Annotated in this window: 27 protein-coding genes; 7 read left to right on the top strand and 20 right to left on the bottom strand. The window is 59.2% G+C overall.

The features are described 5' to 3' along the window. The 6 genes from arnC to arnF are packed head-to-tail and all read left to right on the top strand — an operon-like array spanning window position 1 to window position 6,235. Window positions 1-984, top strand: a complete 984-nt coding sequence (arnC, locus tag P349_RS04360; protein ID WP_023333737.1) for an undecaprenyl-phosphate 4-deoxy-4-formamido-L-arabinose transferase — start codon at window positions 1-3, stop codon at window positions 982-984. Then, a complete protein-coding gene (gene arnA / locus P349_RS04365) occupies window positions 981-2,963 on the top strand; it encodes a bifunctional UDP-4-amino-4-deoxy-L-arabinose formyltransferase/UDP-glucuronic acid oxidase ArnA (RefSeq protein ID WP_032648266.1) in 1,983 nt (660 codons plus the stop codon). The genes arnC and arnA overlap by 4 nt, the downstream gene beginning before the upstream one ends. After that, a complete protein-coding gene (gene arnD, locus P349_RS04370; RefSeq protein ID WP_024908858.1) occupies window positions 2,960-3,862 on the top strand; it encodes a 4-deoxy-4-formamido-L-arabinose-phosphoundecaprenol deformylase in 903 nt (300 codons plus the stop codon). Before arnA ends, arnD begins: the two co-directional genes overlap by 4 nt. Further along, on the top strand, window positions 3,859-5,514 hold the full coding sequence (gene arnT / locus P349_RS04375) for a lipid IV(A) 4-amino-4-deoxy-L-arabinosyltransferase (RefSeq protein WP_032648268.1): 1,656 nt from the start codon (window positions 3,859-3,861) through the stop codon (window positions 5,512-5,514). Before arnD ends, arnT begins: the two co-directional genes overlap by 4 nt. Beyond that, window positions 5,514-5,849, top strand: coding sequence for a 4-amino-4-deoxy-L-arabinose-phosphoundecaprenol flippase subunit ArnE (gene arnE, locus P349_RS04380; protein ID WP_032648270.1), 336 nt, complete (start codon window positions 5,514-5,516; stop codon window positions 5,847-5,849). The genes arnT and arnE overlap by 1 nt, the downstream gene beginning before the upstream one ends. Then, window positions 5,846-6,235 carry a 4-amino-4-deoxy-L-arabinose-phosphoundecaprenol flippase subunit ArnF gene (gene arnF / locus P349_RS04385; RefSeq protein ID WP_032648272.1) on the top strand — a complete coding sequence of 130 codons (390 nt, stop codon included), beginning with the start codon at window positions 5,846-5,848 and terminating at the stop codon, window positions 6,233-6,235. Before arnE ends, arnF begins: the two co-directional genes overlap by 4 nt. Here the strand turns inward: arnF and acpT are convergent. The 20 genes from acpT to P349_RS04485 form a co-directional block, all read right to left on the bottom strand. Then, complete coding sequence (gene acpT, locus P349_RS04390) at window positions 6,183-6,800, bottom strand: 4'-phosphopantetheinyl transferase AcpT (protein WP_024908862.1); 618 nt, start codon at window positions 6,798-6,800, stop codon at window positions 6,183-6,185. The genes arnF and acpT overlap by 53 nt on opposite strands. Window positions 6,801-6,802: 2 nt before the next feature. Continuing rightward, window positions 6,803-8,032: a beta-ketoacyl-ACP synthase gene (locus P349_RS04395; protein WP_032648273.1), complete on the bottom strand. Its 1,230-nt coding sequence runs from the start codon at window positions 8,030-8,032 to the stop codon at window positions 6,803-6,805. Then, complete coding sequence (locus P349_RS04400) at window positions 8,029-8,760, bottom strand: 3-ketoacyl-ACP reductase FabG2 (RefSeq protein WP_032648275.1); 732 nt, start codon at window positions 8,758-8,760, stop codon at window positions 8,029-8,031. Before P349_RS04400 ends, P349_RS04395 begins: the two co-directional genes overlap by 4 nt. Further along, a complete protein-coding gene (locus P349_RS04405; protein WP_032648277.1) occupies window positions 8,757-9,230 on the bottom strand; it encodes an ApeP family dehydratase in 474 nt (157 codons plus the stop codon). Before P349_RS04405 ends, P349_RS04400 begins: the two co-directional genes overlap by 4 nt. Beyond that, complete coding sequence (locus P349_RS04410) at window positions 9,227-10,396, bottom strand: beta-ketoacyl-[acyl-carrier-protein] synthase family protein (RefSeq protein ID WP_032648279.1); 1,170 nt, start codon at window positions 10,394-10,396, stop codon at window positions 9,227-9,229. Before P349_RS04410 ends, P349_RS04405 begins: the two co-directional genes overlap by 4 nt. A 1-nt stretch (window position 10,397) precedes the next feature. After that, window positions 10,398-10,976, bottom strand: coding sequence for a DUF3261 domain-containing protein (locus tag P349_RS04415; RefSeq protein ID WP_024908867.1), 579 nt, complete (start codon window positions 10,974-10,976; stop codon window positions 10,398-10,400). Next, window positions 10,973-13,297 (bottom strand): MMPL family transporter, encoded by a 2,325-nt coding sequence (locus P349_RS04420; protein ID WP_032648281.1) that lies wholly within the window; start codon window positions 13,295-13,297, stop codon window positions 10,973-10,975. The genes P349_RS04415 and P349_RS04420 overlap by 4 nt, the downstream gene beginning before the upstream one ends. Further along, complete coding sequence (locus P349_RS04425) at window positions 13,266-13,871, bottom strand: outer membrane lipoprotein carrier protein LolA (protein WP_032648283.1); 606 nt, start codon at window positions 13,869-13,871, stop codon at window positions 13,266-13,268. The genes P349_RS04420 and P349_RS04425 overlap by 32 nt, the downstream gene beginning before the upstream one ends. Beyond that, on the bottom strand, window positions 13,868-14,290 hold the full coding sequence (locus P349_RS04430; protein WP_032648284.1) for an acyl-CoA thioesterase: 423 nt from the start codon (window positions 14,288-14,290) through the stop codon (window positions 13,868-13,870). The genes P349_RS04425 and P349_RS04430 overlap by 4 nt, the downstream gene beginning before the upstream one ends. 3 nt (window positions 14,291-14,293) lie before the next feature. Further along, the gene (locus P349_RS04435; RefSeq protein WP_032648286.1) at window positions 14,294-15,985 is read right to left on the bottom strand and encodes a glycosyltransferase family 2 protein; all 1,692 of its coding nucleotides are present in this window, start codon (window positions 15,983-15,985) and stop codon (window positions 14,294-14,296) included. Further along, window positions 15,976-16,329 (bottom strand): ApeI family dehydratase, encoded by a 354-nt coding sequence (locus tag P349_RS04440; RefSeq protein ID WP_024908872.1) that lies wholly within the window; start codon window positions 16,327-16,329, stop codon window positions 15,976-15,978. The genes P349_RS04435 and P349_RS04440 overlap by 10 nt, the downstream gene beginning before the upstream one ends. Further along, window positions 16,316-17,677, bottom strand: a complete 1,362-nt coding sequence (locus P349_RS04445) for an AMP-binding protein (RefSeq protein ID WP_032648289.1) — start codon at window positions 17,675-17,677, stop codon at window positions 16,316-16,318. The genes P349_RS04440 and P349_RS04445 overlap by 14 nt, the downstream gene beginning before the upstream one ends. Next, a complete protein-coding gene (locus P349_RS04450; protein ID WP_032648291.1) occupies window positions 17,670-18,257 on the bottom strand; it encodes a hypothetical protein in 588 nt (195 codons plus the stop codon). Before P349_RS04450 ends, P349_RS04445 begins: the two co-directional genes overlap by 8 nt. A 6-nt stretch (window positions 18,258-18,263) precedes the next feature. After that, a complete protein-coding gene (locus P349_RS04455; RefSeq protein WP_032648293.1) occupies window positions 18,264-18,515 on the bottom strand; it encodes an acyl carrier protein in 252 nt (83 codons plus the stop codon). Window positions 18,516-18,527: 12 nt separating this feature from the next. Next, entirely contained in the window at window positions 18,528-18,785 is a 258-nt protein-coding gene (locus P349_RS04460; RefSeq protein ID WP_008503081.1) for a phosphopantetheine-binding protein, read from the bottom strand. Further along, window positions 18,766-19,593 (bottom strand): lysophospholipid acyltransferase family protein, encoded by an 828-nt coding sequence (locus tag P349_RS04465; protein WP_410374677.1) that lies wholly within the window; start codon window positions 19,591-19,593, stop codon window positions 18,766-18,768. Before P349_RS04465 ends, P349_RS04460 begins: the two co-directional genes overlap by 20 nt. Next, window positions 19,578-20,300 carry a beta-ketoacyl synthase chain length factor gene (locus P349_RS04470; RefSeq protein WP_024908878.1) on the bottom strand — a complete coding sequence of 241 codons (723 nt, stop codon included), beginning with the start codon at window positions 20,298-20,300 and terminating at the stop codon, window positions 19,578-19,580. The genes P349_RS04465 and P349_RS04470 overlap by 16 nt, the downstream gene beginning before the upstream one ends. Window positions 20,301-20,329: 29 nt before the next feature. Next, entirely contained in the window at window positions 20,330-21,433 is a 1,104-nt protein-coding gene (locus P349_RS04475) for a class I SAM-dependent methyltransferase (protein ID WP_050597518.1), read from the bottom strand. A 69-nt stretch (window positions 21,434-21,502) separates the two neighbouring features. Further along, on the bottom strand, window positions 21,503-21,892 hold the full coding sequence (locus P349_RS04480; protein WP_024908880.1) for a hypothetical protein: 390 nt from the start codon (window positions 21,890-21,892) through the stop codon (window positions 21,503-21,505). Window positions 21,893-22,228: 336 nt separating this feature from the next. Further along, on the bottom strand, window positions 22,229-23,278 hold the full coding sequence (locus P349_RS04485; protein WP_024908881.1) for an AI-2E family transporter: 1,050 nt from the start codon (window positions 23,276-23,278) through the stop codon (window positions 22,229-22,231). A 145-nt stretch (window positions 23,279-23,423) separates the two neighbouring features. Between P349_RS04485 and P349_RS04490 the strand changes: the two genes are divergently transcribed. Further along, window positions 23,424-24,641 (top strand): MFS transporter, encoded by a 1,218-nt coding sequence (locus tag P349_RS04490; protein ID WP_032648295.1) that lies wholly within the window; start codon window positions 23,424-23,426, stop codon window positions 24,639-24,641. Window positions 24,642-24,643 lie beyond the last annotated feature (2 nt).

Genomic DNA, 24,643 nt, shown 5'->3' with positions numbered 1-24,643 from the left:
ATGTTCAGTGCACCACCTGTACAAAAAGTTTCCGTGGTCATCCCGGTTTATAACGAGCAGGAGAGCCTGCCCGAGCTGATCCGCCGTACAACGGCCGCCTGTGACACGATGGGCAAGGCTTATGAAATTCTGCTGGTGGATGACGGCAGTAGCGATAATTCCGCACTGATGCTGACCGAAGCCGCGCAGGCTGAAGGCAGCCACATTGTGGCCGTGCTGCTCAACCGCAACTACGGCCAGCATTCGGCGATTATGGCGGGGTTTAGCCACGTCACGGGCGATCTGATCATCACCCTGGATGCTGACCTGCAAAACCCACCGGAAGAGATCCCGCGCCTGGTTGCCAAAGCCGATGAAGGCTATGACGTGGTCGGCACGGTACGTCAGAACCGCCAGGACAGCCTGTTCCGTAAGCTGGCGTCACGCACCATTAACCGCCTGATCCAGCGCACCACCGGTAAAGCGATGGGTGACTACGGTTGCATGCTGCGCGCCTACCGCCGCCATATTGTCGACGCCATGCTGCATTGCCATGAGCGCAGCACCTTCATTCCGATTCTGGCGAATACCTTTGCCCGTAAGGCAACGGAAATCCCGGTTCTGCACGCCGAGCGCGAGCACGGGGAATCGAAGTACAGCTTTATGCGTCTCATCAACCTGATGTATGACCTCATCACCTGCCTGACCACCACGCCGCTGCGTCTGCTGAGCGTTTTCGGCAGCATCATCGCCGTGGCCGGTTTTGCGCTGTCCGTTCTGCTGGTGGTACTGCGACTGGTCTTTGGCCCGCAGTGGGCGGCGGAAGGGGTCTTCATGCTCTTTGCCGTGCTGTTTATGTTCATCGGCGCCCAGTTTGTCGGAATGGGCCTTCTCGGTGAATACATTGGCCGTATCTATAACGATGTTCGCGCGCGTCCGCGCTACTTTATTCAACGTGTTGTCCGTCAGGAACACAAAGCATCTCAAGAGGAAATTCACCCATGAAAGCTGTTGTATTTGCCTATCACGATATGGGGTGCACGGGCACGCTGGCCCTGCTGGAAGCGGGCTATGACATTGCGGCAATCTTTACTCATCCGGACACCGCCGGAGAGAATAACTTTTTCGGCTCCGTGGCGCGCATCGCCGCCGAGCGTGGGATCCCTGTTTATGCGCCGGACGACGTAAATCACCCGCTGTGGGTGGATCGCATCCGCGCGCTCGCGCCTGACGTGATCTTCTCGTTCTACTATCGCAACCTGCTCTCCGACGAGATCTTAGGCCTGGCCGCAAAAGGCGCCTTTAATCTTCACGGCTCTCTGCTGCCGGCCTACCGTGGCCGCGCCCCGCTGAACTGGGTGCTGGTGAACGGTGAAACGGAAACGGGCGTGACGCTGCACCGCATGGTGCGCCGTGCGGATGCGGGCGCTATCGTGGCACAGCAGAAGGTCGCTATTGATGCGGACGAAACTGCGCTGCAGCTGCATCACAAGCTGAATGCGACGGCGCAGGCGGTGCTGCGTGATGCACTTCCCGCCATCCTCAGCGGCACCTTCAGCGAGACCGCGCAGAATGAGAGCAAGGCAAGCAGCTTTGGTCGCCGCACGCCGGAAGATGGTCGTCTGGACTGGAACAAACCCGCCCGTCAGCTGCACAACCTGGTGCGCGCCGTGACCGACCCGTGGCCGGGCGCGTACAGCTTTGCGGGCGTCAGCAAATTTATCGTCTGGAAATCCCGCGTGCGTGACGATATTCCTGCCGCTAAACCGGGCACCGTCGTCTCTGTCTCCCCGCTGATTGTGAGCTGCGGCGAGCAGGCGCTGGAGATCGTCACCGGACAAACCGACAACGGCCTGTACGTTCAGGGCACGCAGCTGGCACAGTCTCTGGGCCTGGTGGCCGGGGCGCTGATCACCAGCGCACCGGTTGTAGCCATCAAACGCCGTACCCGCGTGCTGATCCTCGGCGTGAACGGCTTTATCGGTAACCACCTGACCGAGCGTCTGCTCAAAGACGATAACTACGAAATCTACGGTCTGGATATCGGCTCTGACGCCATCAGTCGTTTCCTCGACAACCCGCGTTTCCACTTCGTGGAAGGAGATATCAGCATCCATTCCGAGTGGATCGAATATCACATTAAAAAATGCGACGTGGTGCTGCCGCTGGTCGCCATTGCCACGCCAATCGAGTACACCCGTAACCCGCTTCGCGTGTTCGAGCTGGACTTCGAAGAGAACCTGAAGATCATCCGCGACTGCGTGAAATACGACAAGCGCATCATCTTCCCGTCCACCTCTGAAGTGTACGGCATGTGTACCGATAAGAACTTCGACGAAGACACCTCCAACCTGGTGGTCGGGCCGATCAACAAACAGCGCTGGATCTACTCCGTCTCCAAACAGCTGCTGGACCGAGTGATTTGGGCCTACGGTGAGAAAGAAGGTCTGCGCTTTACCCTGTTCCGTCCGTTCAACTGGATGGGGCCACGTCTGGATAACCTGAACGCGGCGCGTATCGGCAGCTCCCGTGCGATCACCCAGCTGATCCTGAACCTGGTGGAAGGCTCGCCAATTAAGCTTATCGAAGGCGGGAAACAGAAACGCTGCTTTACCGATATCAGCGACGGTATCGAAGCGCTGTTCCGCATCATCGAGAACAAAGATAACCGCTGCAACGGTGAGATCATTAACATCGGTAACCCGGACAACGAAGCGAGCATTCGCGAGCTGGCCGAGATGCTGCTGGCCAGCTTCGAGCGTCATCCGCTGCGCGATAAGTTCCCGCCGTTTGCCGGTTTCCGCGAAGTGGAAAGCAGCAGCTACTACGGTAAAGGGTATCAGGACGTTGAGCACCGTAAGCCAAGCATCCGCAACGCGAAGCGCTGCCTGAACTGGACGCCGACGGTGAAGATGGAGCTGACCATTGATGAGACGCTCGATTTCTTCCTGCGCACCGTGGAGCTGTCGGAACAGGACTCATGAAAAAAGTCGGTTTACGCATTGATGTCGACACCTTCAGGGGAACGCGTGACGGCGTACCCAAACTGCTGGAACTGCTGAGCAAGCACGGTGTGCGTTCCAGCATTTTCTTCAGCGTGGGGCCTGACAACATGGGACGCCATTTATGGCGTCTGGTTAAACCGGCATTTCTGTTCAAAATGCTGCGCTCGCGCGCAGCATCCCTCTACGGCTGGGATATTTTGCTGGCCGGCACCGCCTGGCCCGGCAGACGCATCGGCGCGGGTAATGAAGCGATTATCCGCGAGGCGGCTCAGCATCATGAGATTGGCCTGCATGCCTGGGATCACCATGCCTGGCAAGCCTGGGCTGGCGTCTGGGACATCCCGCGCCTGTCCCGTGAGGTCGAGCGGGGGATGCTGGAGCTGGAGGCCATTACCGGTCAGCCCGTGCGCTGCTCTGCCGTGGCGGGATGGCGTGCGGATCAGCGCGTCGTGAAAGCCAAAGAAGCCTTCGCGTTTCGCTACAACAGCGATTGCCGCGGAACCGGACCCTTTTTGCCGCTGTTAGGCGAAAATCGCTACGGTACGGTGCAAATTCCGGTCACGCTTCCCACCTGGGATGAAGTGGTCGGACGCGAGGTAAAGGCGGATGAGTTCAATCGCTACATTCTGGACCGCATTCATCGTGACGCCGGTACGCCGGTCTATACCATCCATGCCGAAGTGGAAGGGATTGCGTATCAGCATGATTTCGACGAACTGCTGACCATGGCCGCTCAGGAGGGCATCGAATTCTGCCCGTTGAGCGAGCTGCTGCCAGACGACCTCAGCACCCTGCCCGTGGGCAAAGTCGTACGTAATGAACTGGCTGGCCGGGAAGGCTGGCTTGGTTATCAACAAACCGTGAGTCCGGTCCCATGAAAACAGCCCGTTATGGCTTAGCGCTTCTCGCACTGTTTATCGTTTACTACCTCATTCCGGTCGATGTCCGCCTGCTTTGGCAGCCTGATGAAACGCGCTATGCGGAAATCAGCCGCGAAATGCTGGCCTCCGGAGACTGGGTTGTCCCGCATTTTTTGGGACTGCGTTACTTTGAAAAGCCGATCGCTGGCTACTGGATCAACAGTATCGGGCAGTTGCTGTTCGGGCACACCAACCTCGCCGTGCGCGCCGGGTCCATCTTCTCCACCGGTTTAGCGGCGCTGCTGGTCATCTGGATGGCCTGGCGTCTCTGGCGAGATAAGCGGACAGCCATTTTCTCCGGTCTTATCTTCCTGACCCTGTTCCTGGTGTATGGCATCGGCACGTATGCGGTGCTGGATCCTATCATCACCCTGTGGCTGGTGGCGGCGATGTGCAGCTTCTGGCTGGCCTCACAGGCGCAAACCGTTGCCGGAAAAGCGGGTGGCTATGTGCTGCTCGGGCTGGCCTGCGGGATGGGAGTGATGACCAAAGGCTTCCTGGCGCTGGCGGTACCGGTGATTGGCGTGCTGCCGTGGGTGATCGCCCAGAAGCGCTGGAAAGAAGTGCTGATTTTTGGCTGGCTCGCGATCCTGAGCTGCGTGCTGATTGTTCTGCCATGGGGGCTGGCCATTGCGCAGCGTGAGCCTGACTTCTGGCGTTACTTCTTCTGGGTTGAGCATATTCAGCGTTTCGCCCAGAGTGACGCGCAGCACAAAGCCCCGTTCTGGTACTACATACCGTTCCTGATTGCGGGTAGCCTGCCGTGGCTGGCGCTGCTGCCCGGCGCGTTTCGCCTCGGCTGGAATGACCGACAAAACGCGGGGGGCGGGTTCTATCTGCTGGGATGGGTGGTGATGCCGCTGCTGTTCTTCAGCATTGCCAAAGGCAAGCTGCCGACATACATCCTGCCTTGCTTTGCCCCGCTGGCGATCCTGATGGCGCGCTATGCCTGCCTTGCGGCGGAGAAAGGTGCCAGAGCGTTACGCATTAACGGCGGGATTAACCTGGCGTTTGGCGTTATCGGCGTGGTGGCGGCGCTGGTGGTCTCGCCGTGGGGACTGTCTAAGCATCCGGTCTGGACCTCGGTCGAACTGTATAAAGTCTTCTGCGCGGTGGTCGCGTTCCTTATCTGGGCCGCGGTAGGCTGGTTTACGTTCAGGCAGAGTCAGCAGCGCTGGTGGCTGGCGGCACTGTGCCCTGCGGGGCTGGCGCTGCTGATTGGTTTTGCCATTCCTAACCTGGTGGTGGATTCCAAACAGCCGCAGTCGCTGGTCGACACGGTGCGCGAGCCGCTTCAGGACAGCCGATTCGTGCTGACCAATAACGTGGGCGTGGCCGCTGGCCTGGCGTGGGAGCTAAAGCGCAATGACATCACGATGTTTGATCAGAGCGGCGAACTGCGTTACGGGCTGGATTATCCTGATGCGAAAGATCGTTTTGTTGATAAAGATGACTTCGCGCAGTGGCTGGCTGAGCACCGTCAGCAGGGACGCGTATCGCTGGTGATGTTGCTGTCAAAACACGACGATATCGCGCGCGCAAATCTGCCAGAGCCGGATAGCCTGTATATCCAGGGACGTCTGGCCTACCTGCAGTATCTGCCGAAGTGATGTCCTGGATCTGGCTGATACTGGCAAGCCTGCTCAGCTGCGCGGGGCAACTGTGTCAGAAACAAGCCACCCGTCCGGCGAAAGCCGGGCGGCGTGGGGCGCATATTGCGCTGTGGCTTGGCCTGGCACTGCTGGCGCTGGGCAGCGGGATGCTGGTCTGGCTGGTGGTGCTGCAACGCCTGCCTGTCGGCATTGCCTACCCTATGCTGAGCCTCAATTTTGTCTGGGTGACGCTGGCGGCGAAGGTATTCTGGCGCGAAAACGTCGCGTTGCATCACTGGCTGGGGGTGGGGTTGATCATCGTTGGGATTGTTATCCTGGGAGGGAGCCTGTGAAAGGAGCGTTCTGGGCCTTATGCAGCGTGCTGTTAGTCAGCGCCGCGCAGCTGTTGCTGCGAGACGCCATGCTGGCACTGCCACCGGTCAACGATGTTCTGGCGCTGATTTCCGCGCTGTGGCACTTCTCATCCGGCACGGGCGCGCTGCTGCTGGGGTTGATGGGGTATGTGGCCTCTATGGGCTGCTGGTATCTGGCGCTGCATCGTATGGCGCTCAGCAAAGCCTATGCCTTGCTGAGCCTCAGTTATATTCTGGTGTGGGGCGCCGCGATCCTGCTGCCGGGCTGGGAGGAGCATTTCTCCTGGCACGGGCTGGCGGGGGTCGGGTTTATTATTCTGGGTGTGTTAGTGATTTTTCTGCCCCGAACGTCCCAACGTGAATAATCGACTCGTTGGTCAGGGTATAAGGGGTCGATGTGCAGACGGCAAGGCTCAGCGAGCCGACCTGTAGCTGACTGACCGCGTGTGTCTGCGCAGTACTGTCGATGCTGACAATCTGCCAGGCACTGCCGCCACGCTGTTTCACAATCGCTTCTTTCCGTGTCCAGATACGCCAGAACGCAGAAAGCCGTTCCTCGGGCGCTTCACGCTCCAGCTCATCATGCTCCGTCACGCTGAATACCGCATTAGCCAGCGCCTGCCAGTTCTTCCTTGGACGAATCACTTCGATATCACAGCCGACTTCGCCTTCATCGCTCATCAGTAAGGCGATATCGTCACCGCTGTGGCTCAGGTTGAACCACAGTGGATGACCCTTCGCAAAGGCTGGTTTCCCCTGCTCACCGTAAATGATGTCGGGGAGCGGGTGAGGGGATAACGTTCTGGCGAGCAGCGTCCTCCCGGCCAGCCAGGAGGCATGTCGGGCACCCTGAGGTGCCCTGTGTGCGAGCGTTGACGCCAGCGGGTCCGCGCTAAGGGTGGAGATCTTTCCCAGAACAAACTGGTACATAGTTACGCCCAGCGTTTAATGATAATCGAGGTGTTGATGCCGCCGAACGCGAAGTTATTGCTCTGCAGATACTCGCAATCGATCTGGCGGGCTTCCCCCATAATATAATCTAAAGCACCGCATTGCTCATCCGGGTGCGTTAAATTGAGCGTCGGGGCAAACCAGCCTTCACGCATCATCTGCAAGCTCATCCACGCTTCTAGGGCGCCGCAGGCCCCTAACGTATGGCCAAAATAGCTCTTCAGCGAGGAAACCGGCACGTTGTCACCATAGATAGCGGCAGTGGCCTGACTTTCTGCGATATCACCGCGATCGGTGGCGGTACCGTGCGCGGAGATATACCCCATATCCAGGGCGCTTAATCCCGCCATGGTCAGCGACTGCTCCATGCAAATCTGCATGGTTTCACGCTGAGGCTGGGTGATATGGGCCGCGTCGCAGTTAGTGGCAAAGCCCACGATTTCGCCGTAGATCCTGGCTCCACGCGCTTTGGCATGCTCCAGCTCTTCGAGTATCAGGGTACCTGCGCCTTCTCCAATCACCAGACCATCGCGTTGCGTATCGAACGGTGAAGGGGTGGTTTTGGGTTCGTCGTTACGCTGGCTGGTGGCAAACAGCGTGTCAAACACCGCCGCTTCAGACGGGCACAGCTCCTCAGCACCCCCCGCAACCATAACGGTCTGGTAGCCGTGGCGAATCGCCTCCCAGGCGTAGCCAATCGCCTGGCTGCCGGACGTACAGGCGCTCGACGTCGGGATGACGCGGCCACGTAGCCCAAAGAACAGGCCGGTATTCACCGCGGTCGTGTGCGGCATCATCTGCACGTAGGTTGTCCCGGTGATGTTATTGGTGTGCTTTTCGGTGAGCATGGTCGCGAATTCGCTGACCGGTCCGGTACTGCCTGTAGAAGAACCGTAGGCGATACCGGTTTGCCCGTTGGTGAGTACCGCTTCGCCAATCAATCCCGCCTGCTCCAGCGCCAGCTCGGTGGCGCGGGTCGACATCAACGACACCCGGCCCATGGCGCGAATACGCTTGCGGGTATAGTGTTCCGGCAGCGTGAAATCATCGATCGGCGCACCCAGCAGGGTGTGCAGGCCATCATACACCTGCCATTCCGGCATTTTACGCACCGCGTTTTCATACGCCAGCAGCCTGCTGGACACGGATTGCCAGTTTTCGCCAAAGGCGGTCACGCCGCCCATGCCCGTAATCACCACGCGACGCGTCATAGCATTCCTCCGTTAATGGAAATGACCTGGCGGGTGACGTAGCCCGCAATATCTGACATCAGATAGCTTGCCAGCCCGGCGACCTCCTCAGCCTGGCCCATGCGTTTCATTGGAATGATGGACATCGCTTCTTTCAGCGCGGCCTCTTCCATCTCAATCATGCCGGTATCAATCAGCCCCGGGGCAATGCAGTTCACGGTGATTTTGCGTTTTGCCAGCTCAATCGCCAGCGCTTTGGTGGCACCGATAATGCCCGCTTTTGCCGCGCTATAGTTCACCTGCCCGCGGTTGCCCATCACACCGGATACGGACGATAAGGTGATAATACGTCCCCCTTTACGGGTGCTAATCATCGGCATAATGCAGGGGTGAATGACGTTATAAAAACTGTCGAGATTGGTGTGGATCACGCTGTCCCAGTCGTCTTCACTCAATGCCGGAAAGGCGCCATCGCGGGTGATACCGGCGTTGCTGACCACGCCATACCATGCGCCATGGGCTTCAATGTCCTGCTCCAGCACCTCGCGGCACTGTTCGCGGTTGCCCACATCAAAGGCGAGTAAACGACCGTTGCCACTCACCTGCGTGATGGCGTCCAGCGTCTCCTGCGCGCCTGCGGCATCACGATGGTAATGCACGCCTACGGTAAACCCGTCGGCGGCGAGCTGGCGGGCGATGGCGCGCCCTATGCCTTTGCTGGCCCCTGTGACCAGTACGGAACGACTCATGCGTTAGATCCCTGATTAAAAAGCGAGGTTAATTCTTCTGCGCTCGGCTGGAAGGTGTTGACCCGGCCCGTGGCCAGCGTCTCTTCATCAGCGGAAATCGCGCATTCAAAACTGCCGAAGCGTTCGTCCTGCATCAGCAGTTTTACGGTGATTTCCAGCGTCAGACCTTGCGTAAAACGCCCGCTGGCGCAGACCAGCTCGCGCGCGCCGAGCACCATGCCCAGCGCAATATGATCCTGTCCCTGCTGCTGGCGATGCCAGCCTGACCAGACGCCGACGGTCTGCGCCATCAGCTCGAGCGCGTACCAGCCCGGCAGATCGCCATCGGCATTCAGAAACGGCGCCAGTACACTTTGCCTGTCGACCACAACGCGGCATACCGCCGTGTCATCCGTAACGCACTCAACGGACTCGAGCAGCATCATTGGCGCATCGTGCGGCAAATAGTCGACGGGTGATAAGTAGCTCATGACGCTCTCCCCAGCAGAATGCTGGCGTTATTGCCGCCAAACGCGAACGAATTAGACAAAATGACCGGTTTTTTCAGAGCGGCACTCTGGTGCAGCAGGCCGCACGGCGCCAGCGTGTCGTCCGGTGCGTAGCGGGCGAAGTCCTGCGGCGGCAAGGGCAGATCGCGCGTCAGAATCAGCCAGCTCAGGGCCGCTTCGCTAATGCCGGCAGCGCCCAGCGTATGGCCGGTAAGGTGTTTGGTTGAGCTGCACGGCACGCTTTCCCCGAAGAGATCGTGTATCACCTGCGATTCAATCTGATCGTTGAGCGGCGTAGCCGTGCCGTGCAGGTTGATGTAGCCGATATCATCCGGCTGCATACCCGCTTCGTTAAGTGCCTGCGTAATGGCCCTGATCGCCCCTTCACCCTGCGGATGAGGAGCGGAAATATGGTAAGCATCGCTGGATTCGCCCGTTCCGAGCAGCGCCACATCGGCGGGCTCACGGCTTAGCACCATCAGCGCGGCGGCTTCACCGATGGTGATCCCCCGGCGATCGCGACCGAACGGCTCGCAGAGCGTAGGGGAGAAGGATTCAAGGCTGTTAAAACCGTTGACGGGCATTCGGCTCAGGGTATCGGCCCCGCCGACAATGGCGATATCCACCAGTCCGGCGTCGATCAGGCGTTTGCCGCCGATCATCGCCCGCGCGCTGGAAGAGCAGGCCGTCGAGATCGTATAGGCCGGGCCCTCGAGCTGAAGCCAGTTGGCAAGGAAGCGGGACGGATCGCCAAGCTCCTGCTGCGGATACTGCCAGCGCGTGCTGGTCTCGCCGTCGGTCATGCGGCGCACATGCTCATCGCCTTCATCCAGCCCGGAGGTACTGGTTCCCAGCACCACGGCCACGCGGTCGCGACCGACGCGAGCGATGGCCTCGTCGACGGTCGACTGAATCTGCGCCAGCGCGGCCAGCAGCAGCTGGTTGTTGCGGGTGCGGTGTGCGGACAAGGTGTCCGGGATGGTCGGCAGCTCGCCTTCCACGCCGCCCAGTACGGCTTCGGGTGAGTCCTGCAGCCAGCCGGTCCGGGCATGCATCCCCGGTGCCACGCCTGCCGTCAGGTTCGCGGCAATCTCATCAGGCGAGTTGCCCAGCGCGTTGACCATGCCAACAGCGGAAATATAAATCATCTCAGTCACCCAGATATTGAATGGTGATGTGGTATTTGAATACGTGTTGCTCGATGCTGATTGGCTCGCGCTTGCCTTTGCGCTGCAGGTAGACAATCTCCGTCACCAGCTTGCCGCTGGCGTTGCGCAGCTCGCGTCGATCGCCATTGTCCGTTAACGTCCAGCCCTTCGGCAACTGTGGCTGCCAGGCGCTAATTGGCCAGTGGCTGAGCATCACGTCGGCCAGCACCTGGCTGGCGGGCGGCAGCTGCGGCACGACGATCGACTGTTCGGTATGAATACCGGTCTCATCGTACGTCGCGAGGAACAGACGAATGCCCACGGAAGAGAGTCCGGCCAGCGTCACTTTATGCGCATCCGCGTTGAGCATCACCAGCAGAGACTGCGATTGTCCGTTAAAGCTGCCGGTCAGCAGCTGTTGGGAGCTTACTGCCGGGCTAATGCCGGGTGGCGGGAGCGTAACTTTAGTTCCCGGCTGGAGCCAGGCCTGGGGACGCGTCTCTTTGGTATCGGTCGAATGGCTGCAGCCCGCCAGCAGCAGTGCCGCGGCCAGCGCGGCGGCGCGGTAAAAAGCGTTCATTTACGTTTTCTCTCTTTCTTATCCGGCATCGCCAGCGGCGCCAGCAGGAAGGCGGTAAAAATGCCGCTCACCAGCACGATACCAAAGCTGCTGATGGCCTGGGTGGCGCTGAAGACGAGCATGCCCAGCGTCAGCAGCGTGGTCATCATCGCCAGCGTAATCGCCAGCATTGAGGTCAGCGGCGTACCGCGCGGGTTGCTGAAAAACAGCGTGTAGTTAATGCCAATGCCGAGCACCAGTACCAGCGCCAGCAGTGAAAACAGATTCACCGGGTGGCCCGTTGCGGCCAGGACCGCCAGCCCGCAGCTCAGCGACAGCACGGAAGGCACCAGGCTTATCAGCCCTTTACGCCAGCCGAGGCGCAGCATTGCCCCACAGGCAATCACTGCCAGCGCCGCAAACAGTAGCCCCGTCAGCAGCGTGCGATAGAGGGCAAACAGGCTGTCAAAGCTGGCTTTGCGATCGACCCAGACGACGCCGTCATGGCGCGCGGCCAGTTCACTGAGGTGCGCGCTGTTTTTCGCGCCGTCCACCGGCACCAGCACGCCGCTTTCTCCATCAGGCAGGGTCAGCCAGAGCAGACGCCAGCCTTCGCTGGCCGGGCTTTTAAGCCACGCGTCCACGCTGACCGGCATGGCGTCGAGATTCGGGGAGACGGCGTTGAGCCCGGCGCTTTGCAGCACGTTCGTTACCGCAGGGGCAGCGTCGCGCAGCAGCGTAAGATCGCTTTTCTGGCGGGCCAGCGAGTTCAGCGGCAGGGTACGCCAGCGGGCGATCTCCCCGGCTTTTTGCGCCTCGGCCAGCGCCGGGGTAAAGGCTTCCAGCCGCTCCAGCGTTTGCTGAGGCGAGGCGCCATGGACCACAAACCATTTCTGATCGACGCTCTGTCCGGTCAGGGCGGTAATGGCCTTCTCCTGTGCCAGAATATCTTTTGGCAGGGCCTGTAGTTGGGCGATATCGTCGTCCACCCTCAGGGTGCTCATCCCCACGGCGGAGAGCAGCGCCAGCGCGACGGGTAAACCAACGGACAATTTTTTATTGCGTCGCCAGGCGGCCAGCCAGCGCATCATCGGGACCATCAGCGGAACCGGGCGCACCGGTAAACCCCGGCACAGCCACGGATGCCAGAAAATCACCGTCAGGCAGGAGGCGCTCAATCCCACGGCGGCGAACACCGCCATCTGGCGGATCCCGGGGAAGGGGGCCAGCATCATTATCAGGTAGGCGGCGACGGTCGTCAGCAGCGCCAGCAGCAGCGCATTGCGCACTTTCCCCAGGCTTTGCCAGGGGGAATGCTCCGCGCCGTGCACCATCCGTTCGGTCAGGTAGTAGAGCGTGTAGTCGGCTGAAATACCGATGATGCTCATGCTCATCACCAGCGTCATCAGGTGCAGCTCGCCAAAGAGCAGCAGCGTTACCACCGTGCCCGCCAGCGCGCCGATGGCAATCGAGAGCACGCTCAGCAGCAGCGGACGCAGAGAGCGGAACACCGCCACGATGAGCAGGAACACGCCAAGCAGGGTGGCGATGCCCAGCGTTGAGACGTCGCGTTTGGCCTGCTGGCTGGCGTAATCGCTGTAAAACACGGTTCCGCGGGAAAGCAGCTGTGCCTGCGGGTAACGGGCTTTGAGCGTCTCCTGCAGCGCGTTAAGCGTCGTCACGAGCCGGTGGGTCTGCTGCATATCAAATGACGAGCCCGCCAGTTCACCGTGAAGCAGATACCAGTAGTTTCCCGCCTCATCTTTTGTGACCAGCCAGCCGTCCATCAGCCGCAGCTTCTGGCCGTTTTGCGCCAGAGCGAGCTGCGAGCCGCGCATCAGCATCAGGGGATCGTTTTGCAGCTCTTTACCGCTGACGCCGGAAAAGGCTGAATAGAGCTGAGATAAAATCCACTGCGCCTGCGCGTTTCCGCCGTTTTGCAGGCGGGCGCGGGTGGCGGGATCGATAAGGCCGTTGCGGTGCTGCCAGAAGAACTCTCCCCAGGCTTTTTGCCCGGCGGCGTCCATCGGGCCTTTGACCTCGCTGAGCGCGTCACTGCTTTGCAGCATCGCCAGCCACTGCTGCGCCACGCGCGAATCCGGCTCTTTGCCGGGGCTAACCAGCCAGACCAGCTGGCGGTCGAGACGCTGCATAAATCCGTCGTTAAGCGCCGGCGGGATCGCCCCCAGCGTCTGTTTCGGCAGCATGGCCAGCACGCTGCTGTTCAGCCGCGCGCCGGGCAGCCGCGACAGCAGCACGCCCAGCAGGATCAGGCATAGCGTGGCCCACAGCAGCGCCGGGCGCAGGGATTTACGGTGCGGCAAAGCGTTGGCGTTCGTCATCGGTCAGGCTGGCGGGCGTCAGTTGGTGGCGTGAAAGGGCGATATCGGTACGGTCACCCTGTTTGTCGTTGAGGCGAATCGTCTCCAGATAGGTCGCGCCGCCCAGATCGAGGGTGGCGAAAATCTTGTCCAGCGGCGTCGTTTTTGGCGTGAGCACCAGCGACCAGCGGCCTTCTCCCTGGTCTTTAAAATCGATGCGGAAGTTCTCTTCAAGCACCTTGCGGTCGGCCTGGAACAGGGCCCGCAGAAGGTGGTTGAACTGGAACATCTGCGGATTATTGTCGGCAGTGATGGTCTGCGGCGGCTGGCCGTTGATCGCCTGAACCATCCGCTTGTCGTCCAGCAGGAGCGTCATCGGAAACGGCGCTTTTTGATCCCACAGCAGGCCACTGTCGCGGGCGATCAGCATCTCGCCCTGCGAGCGCAGCGGCTGCGGCATATCTTTTATCGTGCGAACCTGTTCGAAGTGCGCGCGCACGACAGGCTGCTCGGTGAAGCGCTGCTGCAGTTCATCCAGCGTCACGGCGCTGACCAGCGGGCTGACGATCAGCGCCAGCAAAGGCAACCATTTCATAGCGTCACTCCCATTCGTTCAAACAGTATTGCCGGGCTCACAAAGCACATTTCGCGGGTGGCTTCTTCTACTGCCACCTGGATGGTGTAACCGGTGGTGGTGCGTTTGCCGGTCTGCGCATCGAAAATTTGATAGGCAATGCGCAGGCGGTTTTCATACTCTTCAATGTGCGCGCGGACGCGAATACGCTGCTCAAAGGTCACCGCATCGCGGTATTTCACCCGGGTATCGACGACGGGCCAGACGTAGCCGGAGGCCTTCATCTGGCGATAGCCATAGTTAAACTGATTGAGCAGCGCCTCGCGGGCGATCTCAAAGTAGCGGAAATAGTTACCGTGCCAGACCACGCCCATCATATCGACGTCGTGGAACGGAACGGTGATCTCGACTTCAGTCGTAAAGCGGGGATCGGTCAGCACCCTTTACTCCTTCTCTCTGGACTCTGGCAGATGCCAGAAATCGAAAAAATTAAACCAGTCGAGCGGCGACATGAGGGCGTAATGCTCCAGCCGCTGCGCGTAGCGATCGACGATATCCTGCAGCGCCTGCTGGCGTTCACCGCGCGGCAGGCGCAGCGGGTCGGCAAACGGTTCGCAGTGCAGGGTGAGCTTCCCCTGCTGGCGCAGAGCGAAAATCAGCACCACCGGGCAGCGCAGGATGGAGGCCAGAATAAACGGCCCCTGTGGGAACGGCGCAGGCTGGCCCATGAACGGACTCCAGATCACGCGCCAGTCGCCGCCACGCTGTGGATTCACCGCGATGCGATCGCCCACAATCGCGACCCACTCTCCGCGCTCAAGCTTCTCTTTGATGACAATCGCGGTGTCCGGGCCGATGTCGGTAACCGACATCAAATTTACGCTGGCCTGGGGCGCCATTTCGCTCATGATTTGCTTAAAGCGCTGGGCGTTCTCGCTGAAAACCAGGGCGTTGATGATTTTGCTCTCTTCCAGCTGAGCCAGCGCCCGGCAGGCTTCTACGTCGCCAAGGTGCGAGGCGAGCAGGAGCTTGCCCTGCGGCGCCGCGATATCTAGCGCTTCGCTCGCGCCGGGGGCAAAGACCACGTCGCGCTCAAACTTCAGCTCACCGCGCCAGCTGGCGACTTTATCCAGCATCGCGTTGCCAAAACGCATAAAATGGAAAAAGCTGTTAAGCCGTGAGGGAACAGGCATGCTCCGCTGACGCAGTTCTTGCTTCACTCTCGCAATCCACTGCCGCGAGGCCTGCCGCGCCGGACGCGCGATAAGCCAGTACACGCCGATCACCGGCCACAGCAGCACGGCAAAGGCCCGTCGCCCCAGCAGTTGCCAGACGCGCAGCATCAGGCGCATCCCCCACAGACCCTTGACCTCGTCCTGCTGCGCCCAGTGCTGGCGGCGTCGACGGAAAAGCAGGCCGGGCATGCGGGGCAGCATGCCGAAGAAGAGTCGGGTATGCATCAGGGAGATCCGCACGTTATCTTTTAACGCATCGAAGTGGGACAACCCGTCCTTCGGATAGGTGACGCGGGTGGGCAGAAAGACGCTGGTGTTGCCCTGCCAGTAGAGACGGACCATCACTTCGGTGTCAAAGTCCATGCGTTTACCGAGCGGTTCACGCGCTGCCAGCCGCAGCGTGGGGGAGACCGGGTAGACCCGAAAGCCGCACATGCTGTCTTTAAGCTGCAGGGATAAGGTCTCAATCCACACCCAGACGTGGGTTACCCAGCGACCGTAGAGTCGCGAGCGTGGAATGGAATCATCGTAAATGGGCTGGCCGGAAATCAGCGCGTTCGGGTGGCGTTCTGCCAGCGCCAGCAGTTTGGGGATATCTTCGATGGCGTGCTGGCCGTCCGCGTCCACCTGCACGGCGTGGGTATAGCCCGCGCGCGCGCACTCCTCCAGCCCCCTGATGACCGCGGCACCTTTCCCGGCGTTTTGCGCCAGACGGACCAGCGTCATCTGTGGCTCCGCCGCCTCCAGGCGTTCGAGCTCCTGACGGGTGACAGCTTCGCTGCCGTCATCCACCACCAGGCACGGCAGGCCGAACGGTGCGAGACGCGACAGCACGCTGGCGATCATGGCGCCGTGGTTGTAGCACGGGATCAGCACGCAGGGGCGAAAGATTACTGACATAGACGAATCTTTCCGCTGCTGGCGGTATGGCGCTCATCCCCGGCGTGACGCTGGTAGCTGAAGGTCAGCATCTGACGTTCGGCATGCCACTCAAGCACCAGCGTGACCGTGGTTTCCGGCAGCAGAGGCGCCTGGAACTTCACGTTTTGAATGCTGTGAAAGCGGTAGCCCGGTGCCAGTAATGTCGTAGCGTAGTGCATCACCCAGTCAAGCTGTGCAACGCCGGGCAGTAGCGGTTGTACGGCAAAATGGCCCTGAAACCAGAACAGCGCCGCGTCGAGATGCAAAGTGATTTCCAGCTTCTCCGGCTGTGTCTGGTGGCGCTCAATTTCATGAATTTTCATGAAACAACTCCTCTAACTGCGCATAGACACGCTTGTTCATACTGTTTACCGGCATTTCATCGACAATGCGCCAGTAGCGTGGAACGGCGACCGGCTCAAGCCAGGGCAGCAGGGCGCGACGCCAGGCGAACTCCTGCGCTTTTTTATCCTGCATATACCCGCGCTGACGAACCGCTTCGTCCAGGACCAGCAGTGCACCAATCCCCTGACGGCCTCCGCGCGTGACCGGCAGTACAGCCGCTTCGCAAATGCCGTCGAGCTCCAGCAGGCGACGTTCGATCTCGTTAAGCGAGATGCGCTTTTCTTCAATTTTGACCACCCGCCCGCGACGACCGGCGATGCTGAAAAGCCCCTCGCTGTCGAAGTGGAGGATATCGTCCAGCTGGAGTCCTTCAGCCTCATGGATCAGTGGCGACGTGACGCGACAGGCTTCATCTTCCTGATGGAAGATCACGCCGGGGAACGCCAGCCACGGGACGTTATCCTGCTGGCGATGGCGCCAGGCAAGGATCCCGGTTTCGGTACTGCCATAAATTTCATCCGGGCAGATGTTAAGCCAGCCAGCGGTGGTGGCGACGTCACACCAGGGCAGCATTCCGCCTGCGGAAATCAGCATCCTGACGGGCGGCGCGGCCAGCTCGGTATCCAGGCGCTTCAGGAACGCCGGGCTGCTGATGAACAGGTAATGCCTGTCATGAGGAAGGGCGGCCAGCTGCTCTGCGTAGTAGAGCATCGCGGCATGCAGCGGCAGGCCCAGCGCCATCGGCAATACGATGCGGAAAGTCAGGCCGTACAGATGTTGCGGTACGACCGAGGCGACAATGCTACAGCCGGCCAGACGATCGCCGAAGCGGTCAGCCAGCAGACGGGCTTCGCGATCCAGACTGACGATGTGCTTAATCACCCGGCGCGGAGTACCCGTGGAGCCCGAGGTGAACAGTTCAACGAAGCGGCTTTCGTCAATCTCCGGCAGGGGCGCCCAGTGGCTAACTGTCTGATGGCTGGAAGCCACCACAATCAGCTTCCCATGGAAAGCGAGAGTCCGATCGCTCAGAACGCCGCTAAACAACGCCTGCTGTTCTTCAAGCTGCGAGACGCGGCTATGGCCGGGAATGACCGGTGTTTTACCGGCATGCAGCGAGGCCAGCAGCGCAACAATAAACAGGTAGCTATTTTCAAAGCACAGCGCCCAGCGCTCGCCTTCCTGCTGACGCAGGGTGTCGACCAGTAAGGTCACGTCGTGGCGCAGCTGTCCCAGCGTCCAGGTACGATCGTCAAGCCAGGCAACGGGCGTATCGTCAGGGCGCGGCGCGTTTAACCACTGGCCCAGTGGAAGGGGGTTAGTCATTGTGCATCTCTTTTTTTATCACCCGCTGGCGCACCAGCCACTCTGTCGCCATTAGCGTCCCCATCAGGATGTAAGCCACCATACCGTTCCACAGCGTCCACAGATGCATGTCGCCGTGGAGGACGGTGAACAGCGCCATCGCGCCGTTACCGATGAAAAAGCCGCACCAGACGAGAGTCACCCTGCGGGTATAGCGCACGCCCTCCGGGGGCAAATCTGGCTCGCGCAAGCGCGCCAGTCGCTCGACAAGCGGCATCGCGGTCCACAGCGAACCCCCGAACACGGCCAGCATCACCAGGTTGACGACCACCGGGTAGAGCAGCAGCCACTGATGGGTTTTCAGCAGATAGCTGGCCGCGCAGAGCACGATGCCCGCCAGCGCAACACACTGCACCACGTACCGCATCGGGCCGGTGTTTCGCTGCGCCTGACGCAGCCGCAGCAGCAATACCAGCGCCATCACCGGTAACAGCCATTGCAGACTGTTGTGCGTCAGCCCAAATCCAATCAGGAAAGGCCACGCCAGCAGCATCAGCCCCGTCAGCAGTGGGATGACCGGGAACGTCCGTCCACCACGCACAATGTCTTACTCTTCGCGCAGAAGCTGTTCGACGGCGTCTACCACATCCTGAACGGTACGAACCGATTTGAAGGTTTCCGGCTTGATTTTCTTGCCCGTTTTTTTCTGCAGATGAACAATCATGTCCACCGCATCAATGCTGTCCAGCTCCAGGTCTTCGTAAAGACGGGCTTCGGGCGTAATATCCTGCGGGTCGATTTCAAAGAGCTTGGTCAAAAGGCCACAGACTTCCTGATAAATGCTTTCTTGTTCGGTCATCGTGATCACATCTCAGGCGCGTTGAGCGTTGATAAAGGACGCCAGCGTGGCGACGGAAAAGAAGTGCTGGCGCATCTCTTCGCTTTCGGCGGAAAGCACCACGCCATACTGGTTTTTCACGGCCAGCCCCAGTTCCAGCGCGTCGATAGAGTCGAGACCCAGCCCATCGCCAAACAGCGCGGCATCGGTATCAATATCCTCTGCGGTAAGCTCGTCCAGATTCAGCGTGGTGATAATGAGATTCTTAATTTCAAGATAAAGCGCTTGCATCATTAATTCCTGACAAAGATTGAAGGCCTGATGTTAATCGATGCTGTAGATGCCGGTTTAACTGCCTTGCCGCCAGCGCCGGTTCTTGTTCAGTTGCATCGTAAAATTCGTCGATGTTCACGCGGTCGCGGACATCCACGGTGAAAACAGGTTTTTCTGGCGGTACATCATACCAGTGACTTTTTTTATCCAGCAGATGTTCGCTACAGTGGATCAGCACCACCCGCAGATCGCTGTTACAGCGCACGGCGATATTTGCCGCGCCGCGCTGGAGGGAGATAGCCTCGCCAAACCGGGTACGCGTGCCTTCCGGGAAGATTAAAAGCGTGTCGCCCTGAGCCAGACGCTGCTGGCTGGCCGCGAGCAGGGGCTCGGCTTCGCTGTTAATCAGGTAATCCGCCGCGCGGATAACACCGCTGACAAACGGGTTGCGCAGCAGCGCGCTCTTCACCAGACAGTCGGTTTCCGGCATCACCGACGCCAGAATCACGTAGTCAATTAACGTGGGGTGGTTAGCCACCACCAGACAACCCCGATCGCTGCGCAGCGCGTCAAGATTGTGAATGCGATAGTCAAGTACTCCGAGGCTGCGAGCAACGGTCAGGAAGAAGCGGAAGCTGGCCGCAATGCTGCGACGTGCCAGGCGACGACGGCTGGCGCGGTCGCGCTGGACGATCAGCAGCAGGTTGAACCAGACCAGCGACAGCAGCAGCCCGCCCACGCCAAACAGCGCGAAGCAGAAGCCGGTCATCACCAGACGCCATAACCAGTTGATACGGGCAGCCAGGCGGTTCATGCGCGCGTCCATTGCCACAGCAAACGTTCCCCGGGCACTACAAACTGCCGTGCCTCGCTGAGATAGCGTTGCAGGAACAACAGGCTTTGCGGCAGGGCGGGTTCTTCACCCGTGCTGCCGCTGCGGGTTTCACACTGTAATCCGTTGCCGGATTCAATCACCAGCGCCAGCGCGTACGGCCAGGTGGGCATCTGCGGCGGTAACGCCGGATGGTAAAATTCCGGCAGCGCGCCGTCAAAATCGACCAGCAGGACGCGGGAATATCCCGCATGCAGCAGGCTCAGCACTTCACATAAGGCCTGCTGGAAGGTGTCCAGTCCGGCTGAGATGGATGACGAGACGATGGCCTGGCGTGCGGTAATCGTGAGATTGCCCACCGCGGAATTGTGCACGGACATAGCGAAATCGGTGGGGGAAACGGACTGCCCGGTCGCCAGAGCATGCAGAATACGGTAGTTGCGCTCCAGCTCGCCGTGACGGCTGGAATAGACGACGGCATCAATGGCGTGCTTTTGCAGCATGGCAAGACCAATGTCCACCGCCAGCTTACTGCCTGAATTGAGGCGGCGCGCGGTCATCATGGGTAAAGCGGTCAGCCGGGGAAGCGGGGCCGCTGGGTCAACGGCCAGCTGCAGGCGCGACCATGCCTGCCACTCTGTGGCATCGCTGAGTCCTGGCGCTCTCGCCTGCCAGTCGATAATGTTCAGTGAAAATTTCATCTACGCGCGTCCGCGAAAAAAAACCGTATTCAAAGGGCAGGCTGGGCCACCCGGGCAGCTACGCTGCTCTGTTGTTCACGTTTGGTGCATATCAGCAGGGTATGACCGACCCCAAGGTTGTCCAGCCGCTGTTCAACGCTGAAACCTGCGCTCTCCAGGTAGCGATAAAACTTCTCTACGCTGTAAAACCGGCTATTACCATTCGCCATACAGGTGAAATAGAGCGAGGTGGCATTCAGGCTGAAGGAGGCCGCTTCAAACTTCTGGGCATCCCAGAAAAGCTCCATGATGCACAAACGTGCGCCTGGCTTCATGACCTGTGCGACGCGCGTCAGCATGGCGACAATCTGATCCGGAGAGAAACAATCCAGGAACTGGCTCATCCACCAGACGTCGGCGTCACCCGGCAATGCTGCTGGGCTAAGCATATCGACAGCATGGAATCCAATACGATGAGAAAAACCTGCTTTTGCGATGTTTTCCTGCGCCAGCGCTATCTGCTGTGGCAGATCGAGGATCGTCACGGCAACATTTTCGTCATAGCGGCAGCAGCGTAACGACCATTTACCCGTATTTCCGCCCACATCGTACAATTTTGTCGGCGAGCTTGCGAATATATATGGTAACGCTGCGTCAAAAGCGGCGTCAGAATAGTAATGATCAAAGGCGAACCAGCTCTCTTTCGCCGGAGCCGGTAATTGGGATAATGCCGGGTAGATGGTTGGCCAGTCGCCAAACACGGCTAATCCGGCCGGCTTTTCTTCCTGCAGGGCGTCCGCCAGGTGAAATAGCCCCTGATAACAAACGTCCTGAGTGAAATCCATATTTACGCGGGTCATTGCGTCGTGCAGTAAAAAATGTCCCACTTTCGCCAGAAAATAACGTCCATCCTGTTGGGTAACGATGCGTCCGCTTAATCCCATATCCAGCAGGACGCTAACACCATAGCTACTCAGGGTGCTGTTTTCGGTTATTTCCTCGAGGGTAGCTCCCTCTTTGCCTTGTTTATCGAGCCAGGCGAGAACGCCAGAGTTACGCAGACAAAGCGCAGTCTGGAATAACATCGGGGCAAAGGCGATGCGTTGCGCTTCGGTAATGGCATCCAGTGCGCTGAGTGTGTCCTTTTCGTACATTACTGCGTAACCTTTTAGGGCAATAAAGAGAGGTTATCGGGCCATACGCGGCCCGACTTTAGAAAAATATTACAGCGCGGCGCCAGCGGAGAGGTTCAGCTGAATATCGTGGTCGAGGTTATTCACCCAGCGGTTATAATTCTTGTGAATTTTACCGTCTGCCGCTTTCAGGTTAAGGCTGTTTTCATAGTTGATTGAATAGCTTGTTGCCGTGTACGGAATACTCACCTGGACCGAGTGATCGCGTGACTGCAGACGTCCCTTAATCACCCCAGGACCCGCTTCCGTCATGATCCAGTCACGCTTTTGGCCTGCTTTCAAAATTGCCGTTTTTACCTGATCGGCAGTATGACCCGCGCTGACAATAGAGTGAACCTGAGCGATTGGGGCGGTACGCGCACAGCCTGCCAGTGCGCCCACGAATACGGCAGCAGTACACCATTTAACGATCTTTTTCATCAACAACTCCATATCAATAATAACAATTAAAGGTAGTGGTTTTTACAAATAATACGCATCCGGCTTTTTTTAGCCGCCAGATGTATTTTTAATCAATATTAATGTTTGCATTGCGTTGACGCGAAGGCGGGCATAATAACATGGAAAATAAATAAGAATTTCATTTTTTATAATTTGCGTTAAATCATGGATTGCGTTTCAACATAATGCGCGTGGAGTAAATAAAGACAGAGTGAATATCGCCTTAACGCAAATAAAAATACCGCGACGGATTAGGGACGCGGTAATTTACGGTGTATTACTGACGCTTTAAACCTACCTGTACAGGTAGGCCGGTTACCCGGGTAGCCGGCTTTTCGGCCTCCCCGGCCCGAGCAGGATCGCCAGCTTGCTGCCGCCTTTGGTGGTTTCCATCCAGATTTTACACACGCTGGTCAGGGGGACCGACAGCAGCATCCCGACCGGGCCCAGCAGCCATCCCCAAATCAGTAATGATAAAAACACCACCAGCGTCGACATGCCCAGCCGGTGTCCCATCATGCGCGGCTCAAGAATATTGCCCAGCACCATATGCACGACGAGGAACAGCGCGCCGACCAGCATGCATTCGTAAAAACCGTTAAACAGGAACGCCTGAATCATCGGCGGCACGGCGGAAAGCACCGCGCCAATATTGGGCACGTAGTTGAGCAGAAACGCCAGCACGCCCCACATCAGCGCGAACTGCACGTCCATCAGCATCAGCCCCAGCCAGACAATGATCCCCGTCCAGACGCTCAGCAGCGTTTTCAGCGCCAGATATTTGGAAACGCCCTTCAGTGCCCGGTGTAATCCAGCAATATGAATTTGTGGATTATTTAATGCAAAGCGCAGCTTATAGGGGACGTGGCGGACTTCGAACAGCATAAACACCACCGTCATGACCAGCAGCAGAATGCTGGCCATCGCGCCGGAAAGCCCTGTCATCAAGGTGGTGGCGTAGGTCATAACTTTCTCTGAATCCATCCGGCGCAGCATCCGTTCGGGTGAGATATGCAGATTAAGGAAGGGCACCATCTCCTGCAGCGCCACAATCTTACGCGTCAGCTCTTTGTTGTACTGCGGCAGCATGGTGGAGAATTCGCTCAGCGAGGCTGCCAGCACGCCAAAGAGCGCCGTCAGGGCAATCAGCATCACGATGACGACGATGGTGATGGCTACCGGACGGCTGACGCCCCGGCGTAAAAACCAGGTGACCAGCGGATTAAGCACAATGGCAAAAAAGAGCGCCAGCAGGAGCTGGACAATAATGTCAGCGGCAGCGTGGATACCCGCAAGGATAACCACCAGACAGGCGAGTTTTAATAAGATGTGGAGCCCTGCTTTGTCGGACGGGTTAGCGATCATGCGTGTTCCTTAATATGATGACCCGGTAAGTGTAGTGCCCGGGCTTCGCTTCGTCTGGCACCGTTAATCTGAAAGTCGGTGCTGATTTTCTTATTGGGGCGTGGTAATAGTGAAACACTGTTGTAAAAAATCCAGGTAGAACCCCATGCCCGAACCTGCCGCTGAACCGGCACTGAGCGGACTGCGCCTCAATCTGCGCATCGTTTCCGTTGTGATTTTCAACTTTGCCAGCTATCTGACCATTGGCCTGCCGCTGGCGGTCCTGCCGGGCTATGTCCATGACGTGATGGGCTTCAGCGCCTTCTGGGCGGGGCTGGTGATTAGCCTGCAGTATTTCGCCACCCTCCTCAGCCGCCCGCATGCCGGGCGCTACGCGGACACGTTCGGTCCAAAAAGCATCGTGGTGGTGGGATTGTGCGGCTGTTTCCTCAGTGGCCTGAGCTATCTGCTGGCTGACGCAACCAGCCACTGGCCGCTGGTCAGCCTGGCGCTGCTCTGCCTGGGTCGCGTCATTCTGGGCATTGGGCAAAGCCTGGCGGGAACCGGCTCGACGCTGTGGGGCGTGGGGGTGGTAGGTGCGCCGCACATTGGCCGGGTGATCTCCTGGAACGGGATTGTCACCTACGGTGCGATGGCGCTCGGTGCGCCGCTCGGCGTGGCCTGCTATGCGCTGGGCGGGCTGCATGGGCTGGCCATCACCATCATGGCGGTCGCGCTGCTGGCGATCCTCTTTGCGCTGCCGCGCCCGAAGGTGAAGGCCAGCAAAGGCAAGCCGCTGCCGTTTCGGGCGGTGCTGGGGCGCGTCTGGCCGTACGGCATGGCCCTGGCGCTGGCGACAACCGGCTTCGGCGTGATAGCCACCTTCATTACTCTGTTCTATGACGCCAAAGGCTGGGATGGTGCGGCCTTTGCGTTAACCCTGTTCAGCTGTGCGTTTGTTGGCGCGCGCCTGCTTTTCCCTAACGGCATCAACCGTCTGGGCGGGCTGAATGTGGCGATGATCTGCTTTGCGATAGAGATTGTCGGGCTGCTGCTGACCGGAATAGCGATGGTGCCCTGGGTCGCGAAAGTGGGCGTATTCCTCGCGGGGGCAGGCTTTTCTCTGGTCTTCCCGGCGCTGGGTGTGGTGGCGGTAAAAGCCGTGCCGCAGCAGAATCAGGGGGCGGCGCTGGCGACCTATACGGTGTTTATGGATATGTCTTTAGGCATTACCGGCCCGCTGGCGGGGCTGGTGATGGCCTGGGCAGGCGTGCCGGTGATCTATCTTGCCGCAGCGGGTCTGGTTGTGATTGCGCTGCTGCTGACGTGGCGGCTAAAAAAATGGCCCCCGGTGCAGGTACCGGAGGCCACGTCATCGCCGTGAAA

Origin of the sequence: Enterobacter sp. DC4 (assembly GCF_000568095.1) — a bacterium.
In the GTDB taxonomy this organism is placed as follows: domain Bacteria; phylum Pseudomonadota; class Gammaproteobacteria; order Enterobacterales; family Enterobacteriaceae; genus Enterobacter; species Enterobacter pseudoroggenkampii.
This window is presented reverse-complemented; position numbering and strand designations above follow the sequence as displayed.